At 72.4% G+C, this 10,495-nt stretch carries 9 protein-coding genes; 2 read left to right on the plus strand and 7 right to left on the minus strand.

Features of this window, described 5'->3' with window-relative positions; translation table 11 throughout:
* Positions 1 to 399 precede the first annotated feature (399 nt).
* From L615_RS07000 to L615_RS07025, 6 genes are all read right to left on the minus strand, one after another.
* Complete coding sequence (locus tag L615_RS07000) at positions 400 to 1,011, minus strand: MazG family protein (RefSeq protein ID WP_051486070.1); 612 nt, start codon at positions 1,009 to 1,011, stop codon at positions 400 to 402.
* A gap of 3 nt (positions 1,012 to 1,014) precedes the next feature.
* Complete coding sequence (locus L615_RS07005) at positions 1,015 to 1,737, minus strand: hypothetical protein (protein ID WP_145724579.1); 723 nt, start codon at positions 1,735 to 1,737, stop codon at positions 1,015 to 1,017.
* A gap of 5 nt (positions 1,738 to 1,742) precedes the next feature.
* Complete coding sequence (mfd, locus tag L615_RS07010) at positions 1,743 to 5,255, minus strand: transcription-repair coupling factor (RefSeq protein ID WP_028656697.1); 3,513 nt, start codon at positions 5,253 to 5,255, stop codon at positions 1,743 to 1,745.
* 97 nt (positions 5,256 to 5,352) lie between these two features.
* Positions 5,353 to 6,678 (minus strand): serpin family protein, encoded by a 1,326-nt coding sequence (locus tag L615_RS07015; protein ID WP_145724580.1) that lies wholly within the window; start codon positions 6,676 to 6,678, stop codon positions 5,353 to 5,355.
* A 55-nt stretch (positions 6,679 to 6,733) separates the two neighbouring features.
* Positions 6,734 to 7,192, minus strand: a complete 459-nt coding sequence (locus L615_RS07020) for a DUF3817 domain-containing protein (protein ID WP_028656695.1) — start codon at positions 7,190 to 7,192, stop codon at positions 6,734 to 6,736.
* Positions 7,193 to 7,237: 45 nt separating this feature from the next.
* Positions 7,238 to 8,011, minus strand: a complete 774-nt coding sequence (locus L615_RS07025) for an isoprenyl transferase (RefSeq protein WP_028656694.1) — start codon at positions 8,009 to 8,011, stop codon at positions 7,238 to 7,240.
* Between the two features lie 87 nt (positions 8,012 to 8,098).
* Between L615_RS07025 and L615_RS07030 the strand changes: the two genes are divergently transcribed.
* Positions 8,099 to 9,127: an AIM24 family protein gene (locus tag L615_RS07030; protein WP_261376587.1), complete on the plus strand. Its 1,029-nt coding sequence runs from the start codon at positions 8,099 to 8,101 to the stop codon at positions 9,125 to 9,127.
* 94 nt (positions 9,128 to 9,221) lie between these two features.
* Positions 9,222 to 9,962, plus strand: coding sequence for a hemolysin III family protein (locus L615_RS07035; RefSeq protein WP_051486069.1), 741 nt, complete (start codon positions 9,222 to 9,224; stop codon positions 9,960 to 9,962).
* Here the strand turns inward: L615_RS07035 and L615_RS07040 are convergent.
* On the minus strand, positions 9,947 to 10,495 hold a 549-nt coding region (locus L615_RS07040), incomplete at its 5' end, for a methyltransferase domain-containing protein (RefSeq protein ID WP_145724629.1). The two genes, L615_RS07035 and L615_RS07040, sit on opposite strands and share 16 nt — an antisense overlap.

Consider the following 10,495-nt stretch of genomic DNA (forward strand, 5'->3'; position numbering starts at 1 on the left):
GGCTTGCCGCCAGAACAACGCAACCACCCATCGGAGCCAACTGCGCGCGCGGCAGCGCGGCGCCCGCGCCGAAGGCGCGTCGAGGGCAAGTGCAGGCCGAGCGCAGCGAGCGCCTGCGCGCCGCCCTCGACAGGCGACGCGCTCGCGCCAGACAACACAGGGCGGCGCGGACGGAGTCCGTGCCGGCAACCGCGCCGCCCAGCCGACCGGCGGGGGCCGGTCGGCTACGGTGCGCGGCCGCCGACACCAACCACGGAGCAACACTGACGTTTGTCGAGGTGCGAGGCGGCCCAGCGCTGAACCTCGAAACCAGCGGCCCCGTGCACCGGACTGTGCCCACCACAGCCTCCACGCAGGCCCGAAGGTTTCAAACCCTCGGCCTAGCCGGCCAGCGAATGCCTACAACCGCTCCCGCACCGCGTCCCGCAGCGCCTGCTCCGGGTCGACGCCGGCCTGCCGGGCCTCGGCGACGAGGGCGAGGAGGCGCTCGCCCAGCGCGGCGGAGGCGTCGGTGGGGTCGACGGGGTCGGCGGGGGTGCCGGCGCGCTCGAGGCGGTCGAGGACCTTGTCGGCGTAGAGCAGGGCGGGGAGGGCGGTGGGGATGCCGTCGTCGACGGGGCGGTCGGCCTTCTCGCCGGCCTTCACCTGCTGCCAGAGGTCGTTGACGGCGTCGGCGTCGAGGCCGGCGGCATCGACGTCGCCGAAGACGTGGGGGTTGCGGCGGACCATCTTGGCGGTGATGCCGCGGGCGACGTCGTCGAGGTCGAAGTCACCGCGCTCCTCGGCGACCACGGCGTGGAAGACGACCTGGAGCAGCAGGTCACCGAGCTCCTCGGCGAGGTGGGACCAGTCGCCCGAGACCTCGCCGGCGTCGATGGCGTCGACGGCCTCGTAGGTCTCCTCGAGCAGGTAGCGCACGAGGGAGCGGTGGGTCTGCTCGCGCTTCCACGGGCACTCGGCCCGGAGCCGCCGCATGACGGCGACGAACTCCTCCACCGCCGGGTCGGCCACGGCTCAGCCCACCGGCGCGGCCTGCTCGAGCGGCGAGCCGCAGACCTCGGAGGCGGGGAGGCCGGCGAGCCGCTCGTAGATCGCACCCTCGTCGTCGGTCTCGAGGGCGAGCTCCTCACCGGCGCGGGCGACACCGCTGTAGGCGGCCGAGAGGTCGTCGCCGGTGAAGACCTTGCCGTCCTGCTGGGTGCCGAAGACCGGGTTGAGGACGACGTCGTTCTCCTCGAGCCACTCGTCGACGACGGCCTCGCCGACCTCGGCCGCCGTCTGCGCGTCGCCGGCGCTCCGGCCGTCGGCGAGTGCCCTGGTGCCGATCTGCTCGAGCGGCTGACCGAGGCGCTGGCCGATCCAGGACAGCCMCTCGAAGGACTCGAAGGAGTCGTCGTCGGGGCCGACGCCCCAGTTGCGCTTGATCGCGGCCGGCGCGACCTTGCCCGGCAGGGTGAGGTCGTACTCGTCCGCCAGCTCCTCGACGGCGACGGCCTGGGCCCAGTTCCAGGCGATCTGGGCGCGCACCGCGGCGCGGGCGTACGACGGCGCGGTGGGCTCGGACTCGAGCAGCGAGCAGTAGTCGTGCACCGTCTGGTCGACCCGGGAGAGCTCGACCGAGCGGCCGTCCACCTCCGCGGCGACGCCCGGCTTCGCGCCGTCGTCGGTCAGGCCGCATCCGGTCACGGCCAGGGCGGTCGCAGCGAGGACGGAGACGAGGGAGGTACGACGACGCACGGTGCCTACTCCTTGGGGTCGATGACCGAGTCGATGACGAGTCGGGCCCATTCAAGCAGGGCGACCCCCTCGATGGGGGTCCCCGTCTTCCCCGGTGTGCCGGGTCGCGGCACGAGGATCGACTCGAGCTGGTGCTTGACGATCGACTTCGGGTAGAGCCGGTTCAGCCGCACGGTGCGCGACTCGGGAAGCACGACCGGGTGGAAGCGGACGTTCTTCCCGACGGTGGTGACCTCCTTGATGCCGGCAGCCCGGACCCGGGCGCGGAAGCGGGCGACGAGCAGCAGCGCGGCGACCTGCTCGGGCGGCTCGCCGTAGCGGTCCTCGAGCTCGGCGACGATCTCGTCGACGTCGGCGTCGGTGCGGACCTCGGCGAGGCGCTTGTACATCTCCAGGCGCAGCCGCTCGCTGGGGATGTAGTCGTGCGGCAGGTGCGCCTCGACCGGCAGCTCGATGCGCACCTCCTCCAGCTGCTCGGGGGCGCCGCCGTCGGCGCGGAAGTCACGGACCGCCTCTCCGACGAGGCGGACGTAGAGGTCGAAGCCGACGTCGGCGATGTGGCCGGACTGCTCGCCGCCGAGCAGGTTGCCGGCGCCGCGGATCTCGAGGTCCTTCATCGCGATCGCCATGCCGCCACCGAGGTCGGAGTGCTGGGCGAGGGTCGCGAGCCGCTCGTGCGCGGTCTCGGTGAGCGGCTTCTCCGTCGGGTAGAGGAAGTAGGCGTAGGCGCGCTCGCGGGAGCGGCCGACCCGGCCGCGCAGCTGGTGCAGCTGGGAGAGGCCGAGGGTGTCCGCGCGCTCGATGATCATCGTGTTGGCGTTGGACACGTCGATGCCGGACTCGACGATCGTGGTGCAGACCAGGACGTCGAAGCGCTTCTCCCAGAAGTCGACCATCACCTGCTCGAGCTGCTGCTCCCCCATCTGCCCGTGCGCGGTCGCGACCCGGGCCTCGGGGACGAGCTCGCGGATCTTCGCGGCCGCCTTCTCGATCGAGCTGACCCGGTTGTGGATGTAGAACACCTGGCCGTCGCGCAGCAGCTCGCGACGCACCGCGGCGATGACCTGGCGGTCCTCGTAGCCGCCGACGTAGGTGAGCACCGGGTGCCGCTCCTCCGGCGGCGTGGTGATCGTCGACATCTCGCGGATGCCGGTGATCGCCATCTCGAGCGTGCGCGGGATCGGCGTCGCGCTCATCGACAGCACGTCGACCGAGGTGCGCAGCCGCTTCATCGCCTCCTTGTGCTCGACGCCGAAGCGCTGCTCCTCGTCGACGATGATCAGCCCGAGGTCCTTGAAGCGCGTGTCGGCGTTGAACAGCCGGTGCGTGCCGACGACGACGTCGACGGTCCCGTCGGCGAGTCCGGCGAGGGTCTCGGCGGCCTCCTTGTCGGTCTGGAACCGGCTCAGCGGCTTCAGCACCACGGGGAAGCCGCTCATCCGCTCGGAGAAGGTCGCGAAGTGCTGGTTGACCAGCAGCGTGGTCGGCACCAGCACGGCGACCTGCTTGCCGTCCTGCACCGCCTTGAACGCGGCCCGGACCGCGATCTCGGTCTTGCCGTAGCCGACGTCGCCGCACACGAGGCGGTCCATCGGCACCGTGCGCTCCATGTCGCGCTTGACCTCGTCGACGGTGGTGAGCTGGTCAGGCGTCTCGTGGAACGGGAAGGCGTCCTCGAGCTCCCGCTGCCAGGGCGTGTCCTGGCCGAACGCGTGGCCCTGCGTGGCCTGCCGCGCGGCGTACAGCTTGATCAGCTCGGCCGCGATCTCCTTGACCGCCTTGCGCGCGCGGTTCTTGCGCTTGGTCCAGTCGCCGCCACCGAGGCGGTCGAGGCTGGGCTGCTCGCCGCCGACGTAGCGGGTGACCTGGTCGAGGGTGTCGGCAGGGACGAAGAGCCGGTCCGGCGGGCCGCCGCGCTTGGAGGGGCCGTACTCGAGGACGAGGTACTCGCGGACCGCGCCCTGCACCTCGCGCTGCTTCATCTCCACGAAACGACCGACGCCGTGCTGCTCGTGCACGACGTAGTCGCCGGCCTTGAGCTCGAGCGGGTCGATCTGCCGCTTGCGGCGCACCGGCATGGCGCCCTTGTCGCGGGTGGATGCCTTCGCACCGACGACGTCCTCGCCGGTGAGCACCACGAGCTTGCGGGCCTCGTCGACGACGCCGTGCGCGAGCGCGCCGCAGGTGACGGTGACGACCGCCGGGTCGAGCTCGGCACCGGCCGCCACCTCCTCGACGAGACGGGCCGGCACGTCGTTCTCGGCGAGCGCCTCCACCATGCGGTTGGCGGGCCCGTGGCCGACGTGGACGACGGCGACCCGCCAGCCCTCGCGGTGCCAGCGGCGGATGTCCTCGAAGGCCTTCGCCACGTCCCCGCGGTACGACGGCGCCGGCTGCGCCGCGGTGGGCACCTCCTCGTCCAGGCCGAACGGGCTGAAGGTCCACCACGCCTGCCCGCGCTCGCGTGCGTGGGCGCGCACGTCGCCCAGGGACTGGTAGGACGCGGCCTGCAGGTCGATCGGCGCCTGGCCGCCGCTGGCCGCGGTCGCCCACGACGCGGCGAGGAACTCCTCGCTGGTGGCGACCAGGTCCTGGGCCCGCGCGCGGGCGCGCTCGGGGTCCAGGACGAGCACCTTGGTGTCCTCGGAGAGCAGGTCGACGAGCAGCTCGAGCTCGTCGACGAGGGCCGGGATCAGCGCCTCCATGCCCTCGACGGCGATGCCCTGGGCGAGCTTGTCGGTGATCTCGACCAGCTGCGGGTGCTCGCGGCCGAGCTCGGCCGCGCGGGCGCGCACCTCGTCGGTCAGCAGCAGCTCGCGGCAGGGCGGCGCCCACAGGCGGTCGACCTTCTCGATGGTGCGCTGGTCGGCGACGGCGAAGGAGCGGATCTCGTCGACCTCGTCGCCGAAGAACTCCACGCGCAGCGGGTGCTCCTCGGTCGGCGGGAAGACGTCGACGATGCCGCCGCGGACGGCGAACTCGCCGCGCTTCTCGACCAGGTCGACGCGGGAGTAGGCCGCACCCACCAGGCCGGCGACCACGTCGTCGATCTCGGCGGTGTCACCCGCGGCGAGCTCGACCGGCTCGAGGTCGCCCAGGCCCTTGACCTGCGGCTGCAGGACGGAGCGGACCGGGGCGACGAGCACCTTGACCGGCGCGGCGACGCTGCCCGGCGCACCCGGGTGGCACAGGCGGCGCAGCACGGCGAGCCGGCGACCCACGGTGTCGCTGCGGGGGCTCAGCCGCTCGTGGGGCAGGGTCTCCCAGCTCGGGTAGTAGGCGACGCCGGAGGGGTCGACCAGCGCACCCAGCTCGTCGACCAGCTGCTCGGCCTCGCGGGTCGTCGCGGTGACCACCAGCACCGGGCTCTCCCCGCGGGCGAGGCCGGCGACGAGGAACGGGCGCAGCGCCTCCGGGCCGGTGAGCTCACCGGTCGGCTGGGCGCCCCTGGCCTGGTCGAGAGCATTCGCGAGGGCGGGGTCGGCGAGGACGGCGTCGGCGAGGCCGGCGAGGTGCACGAGGAGCTTCTTTCAGCAGGGTCGGACAGCACGAGCGCCCCCGGTCGGGCACGACCGGGGGTGGGCTCCCCAGCGTAGCGAGCGCCGCCGACAGGACCTACGCCGTCGGGTCGGCCACCCGGCCGAGGAAGAGCGGGGTGCCGTGCTCGAGGTCGTGGATGACGAACAGGAAGGGCCGGTCGACCTTGACCTCGACGGTCACCGGCGCGCTGGTCTCGGCCATCACCACCGCGGTCGCGGCGGCGGCCTCGGTGCCCTCCTCGTCGACGGCGATGAAGCCCTGGTGGAAGACGTCGTCGACGTAGAGGTCGAGGTCCTCGTCGGTCATCGGGCGGAAGTCGGCGTCGCCGAACGCGGCCTCCATCCCGAGCTGCTGCAGCGCGTCCTTGAGCGAGGAGCCGAACCGGAAGCTCCACCGCGGGAGGTGGAGGTCGAGGTCGGTGGGCTGGCCGCTGCCGATGAACGGCGCGAGGTCGCGCGCCGCCTGCTCCTCGACCTGCGTGAGGTCCGGGCCGTCGGGCAGGACGACGGTCATCGCGAGCCCGCGGCCGGCGTACGGCACGGTCGCGGCGCGCCACCCGTCGCCGGTGGCCAGCGCGCCGGAGAGCATCGGGTTGCGCATCAGGTCGACCTGCACGGTGGTCCCGTCGGCGCGGCGGAAGTCACCTGCCGCGGTCAGCCCCTCCTCGAAGGGTTGCTCCCACGGCGCCTTGAGGTAGATCGCGTTGACCAGCACCATCCGGGTGCTGGGGTCGAGGGAGCCCTCGGGCAGCAGGTCGACGATCCGGTCGTTCGTCTGCTGCTCGACCCAGTCGTTGACCCGGGTGCGGGCCTGCTCGGTCGCGCCCTCGAAGTCCACGGCGCGCAGGGCGGCGCCGTACTCCTTGGCCAGCAGGTCGAGGAAGTCGGCCGACCAGCCGACGCCCTGCTGGCCGAAGACCTGGTTGGCGGTGGCCAGCTCGAGCTCGGCCTTCGAGCCGTCGGCGCGCCCCTGCTCGCCGGCCAGCCCGTCGACGTACGACGTCAGCGCGTTCGCGCCCTTGTGCCAGCGGTCGCCGAGGTCGCTCGCGCCGAGCACGTCGCGCATCTCCTCGGCGGTGCGGCCGGCGGCGCCGGTCAGCGTCATGCCGAGCGCGACGAGGACCGAGTACGGCGAGAGCACGACGTTGCCCGGCTCGGTCGCGAGGGTGCGGTAGAGCCCGCCGGCGAGGCCGTGCAGCCCGGCCACCACGTCGGGCACCAGCGAGCCGTCACCTGCGGCGCGTTCGACGTCGGAGGAGACGAGCTCGATCCCGTCGAGCTCGTCGGGGACCGGCTCGGAGCCGGGGTCCTCCTGGCCGGTGCAGGCGGCGAGGGTGCCGGTGCCGCCGAGGACGGCGAGGGCCAGCAGGCCCAGGCGCAGCGTGTCGCGTCGGTCGATCATGGTGGTCGGACGCTACTGCGGCGCTGACGGTTCCGTCAGCCCACCGTGCCAGGTGTCAGGACGACTGGACGGGCGGTCCCACGAGGAGCGCCACGACGAACAGCACGGCGACAGCGACGACGCCCACGCCCAGGCCGCGCAGCGGCTTGACCAGCAGCCACGCGACGGTGCGGTCGACGATGCCGGTCCCGGCGCCGGCGGGGAGGCGCCAGGAGTCGCCGAGCCAGCCGCGGCGCAGGGCGACCCACTCCACGAGGATGGTCAGGAAGGGCGGCACCGAGGAGGCCAGGACGAGCACTCCACGGCCGAAGGACCAGCGCCGGTCGACCCAGAGCACCACCGAGGTGACGCAGTAGGCGAGGAACACGGCCCCGTGGATCATGCCGAAGACCCGGACGGCGAGGTCGGTGGTCTCGGTGCCGTACTTCAGGACCAGGCCGAGGATCAGGCCGGCCCAGGAGATCGCCTCGGCGGTCGCGACGACGCGGAAGAGGCGGGTGGGGGTGGTGCTCACGTGGGCCGACGCTACCTCTGTGAGCCAGCCCACCCGGGGTCCGGGTCAGGCGCCGAAGCGGCGCTCGCGCAGGGCGTAGGCACGCATGGCGCGCAGGAAGTCGACGCGGCGGAACTCCGGCCACAGCGCCTCGCAGAAGTAGAACTCCGACTTCGCGCTCTGCCAGAGCAGGAAGCCGCCGAGCCGCTGCTCCCCCGACGTGCGGATGACGAGGTCGGGGTCGGGCTGGCCCTTGGTGTAGAGGTGCTCCTCGATGTGCTCGATGTCGATCATCTGCGCGAGCTCCTCGAGCGAGGTGCCCTTGGCGGCGTGCTCGGACAGCAGGGAGCGGACGGCGTCGGCGATCTCGCGGCGCCCGCCGTACGCGACGGCGACGTTGACGATCATCCCGTCGACGTCGGCCGTGGCCTCGGCCGCGGCCTTGAGCCGCTCCGCGGTGGCGTCGGGCAAGAGGTCCAGCGCACCGACCGGGTGCAGCCGCCAGCGGCGCTGGACGGCGAGCGAGTCGACGGCCTCGACGATGATCTCGAGCAGCGGCTCGAGCTCCTCCGGCGGCCGGTTGAGGTTGTCGGTCGACAGCAGCCACAGCGTGACGACCTCGATGCCGACCTCGTCGCACCAGGTCAGCAGCGGCTCGATGTTCGCCGCGCCGGCACGGTGGCCGTGCGCGGTGTCGCGCCCCACGGCCCGCGCCCAGCGGCGGTTGCCGTCGAGCATGACCCCGACGTGCTTGGGCAGGTTGTCCGGCATCCTGCGAAGCACGCGTGCCTCGTAGGCCGGGTAGAGCACCCGTCGAAGGCCACGCTTCCAGTCCGCCACACCGCTGATCGTAGGCCACGGCGGCGGGCACGGTGGTAGACCAGAGCCGCACCCGGGACCTTCCCGCTCCACCACGGGCCTGACACGATGAGCCCCACCGGACGACAGCACGACGAGAGGTACGACGCGATGACCGCAGCCGCCTGGCACCCGGACCCCACGGGACGCCACGAGCTCCGCTACTGGGACGGCACCCAGTGGACCGAACACGTCTCCGACAACGGGGTGCAGTCCACCTCCCCGCTGGACGGCGGCTCCGACGCCGGCGCGTCAGCCGGTGGGTCGGCTGGTGCCGGGAGCACGGACCAGACCCAGGTCGCGCCCCACCAGCAGGACCAGCAGTACGGCCAGCAGGGCCAGCAGGGTCAGCAGGACCAGCAGTGGGGCCAGCAGCCGCAGCAGTGGGGTCAGCAGGGCGGCCAGCAGCAGGTGCCGGCCGACGCCTTCGCGGGCATCTCCGGCGAGCTGATCGACGGCCGGTTCAGCGAGGTCGACGGCCACGGCCCGATGCGGCAGAACCACAAGCTGCTGCGGGTGCGGATCACCGAGCCGTTCATGGCCAAGCAGGGCTCGATGGTCGCCTACCAGGGCAACGTGAACTTCGCCTACCAGGGCGGTGGCGCCGCCAAGTTCCTGAAGAAGGCGTTCACGGGCGAGGGCCTGTCGCTGATGCGGGTCGAGGGCCAGGGCGACGTCTTCCTCGCCGACCTCGCGCACGAGGTGCACATCCTGCACCTCAACAACAGCGGCATCTCGGTCAACGGCAAGAACGTCCTCGCGTTCTCGGCGTCGCTGGACTGGAACATCGAGCGGGTCAAGGGCGGCAGCATCGCCGCAGGCGGCCTGTTCAACACCACGCTGCGCGGCACCGGCTGGGTGGCGATCACGACTGAGGGTGAGCCTGTCGTGCTCAACCCGGCCGAGGCGCCGACCTTCGCCGACGCCCAGGCGCTGGTCGCCTGGTCGGTCCACCTGCAGACCTCGATCCGCTCCACCGTCAGTGCCGGTGCTCTGATCGGTCGCGGCTCGGGCGAGGCCTTCCAGGTCGCCTTCCAGGGCCAGGGCTTCGTCATCGTGCAGCCCTCGGAGGGCCCGCCGATCCAGACCGCGGGCTGAGTCCGCGACAGGTGCGTCGGCAGCGGCCGGGTGAGTGTGGGATCACGCTCGTCCGGCCGCTGTTGCTTTCCGGCTCTGTGGGTACCCTCGTGCCATGAGTCAGGCCTTCCACCACGCGAACGACCGAGTCCGCGCCCGGCTGGACGACCTCGGTGACCAGATCAGCGACAAGGTCGCCGAGATCAAGCCGAAGCTCCGCGGCTGGATCCACCTCGTGTCCACCCCGATCGTCCTCGCCGCCGGCATCGTGCTCATCGTGCTCTCCCCGACGGCGACGACGAAGGTGGGCTCGGCGCTCTACGCCGGGTCGGCACTGCTGCTCTTCGGGATCTCCGCGCTCTACCACCGCGGCACGTGGTCACCGAAGGTGTGGCGGATCCTCAACCGGTTCGACCACTCCAACATCTTCCTGTTCATCGCGGGCTCCTACACGCCGTTCGCGCTGATCCTGCTCGAGGGTCCCTCGCGGGTGATCATGCTGTCGGTGGTGTGGACCGGCGCCCTCGCCGGCATCGGCTTCAAGCTGTTCTGGCCCGGCGCCCCGCGCTGGCTGTCGGCGCCGATCTACATCGCGCTCGGCTGGGCGGCGATCTTCTTCATCCCGGCGTTCTTCAGCGGCGCCGTCGCGCTCGGCCTCGGGGTCGGGATCGCGGTGTTCGTGCTGATCGTGGTCGGTGGGGCGCTCTACACGATGGGCGGGCTGGTCTACGGCTTCCAGTGGCCGGACCCCTCGCCGCGCGTGTTCGGCTTCCACGAGATCTTCCACGGCTTCACGATCGCGGCGTTCGCCGCCCACTACGTCGGGGTGTCGCTGGCGACCTACTCGCTGCGCTGACGGCGCTCGAGGAGCACCAGCACCTCCGCGTGGGGGGTCTGCGGGAACATGTCCAGCAGCCGCCCCCGCACCGGCGAGTACGACGCCATCGTGGCCAGGTCGCGGGCCAGGGTCTCGGGGTTGCAGCTCGAGTAGAGCACGTGCGGCACGCCCGACTCCTCGAGCCGCTGCGCCAGCTCCGGCCCGAGCCCGCGACGGGGCGGGTTGACCACCACGAGGTCGGCCTCCGCCAGCAGCGGTGCGTGCTCCGGGGCGGTGGCGTCGCCGACCTCGAACCGGATCTCCCCGGGCAGGGCGGCCTCGTCGCGGGAGCGCTCGGCGCTGGCGATCGCGTCGGCGCTGATCTCGATGCCGGTGACCTGCCGGCCGGGCGCGGCGAGGTGGAGCGCGAACCCGCCGACGCCGCAGTAGAGGTCGAGCACCCGCCGCGGCGCGAGGTCGGCGGTCCACGCCACCGCCTCGCGGTAGAGGGCTGCCGCGACGTCGGTGTTGGTCTGGAAGAAGCTGCGCGGGCGCAGGTGCAGGGTGATCGC

It is taken from the genome of Nocardioides sp. J9 (assembly GCF_007829375.1).
In the GTDB taxonomy this organism is placed as follows: Bacteria; Actinomycetota; Actinomycetes; order Propionibacteriales; family Nocardioidaceae; genus Nocardioides.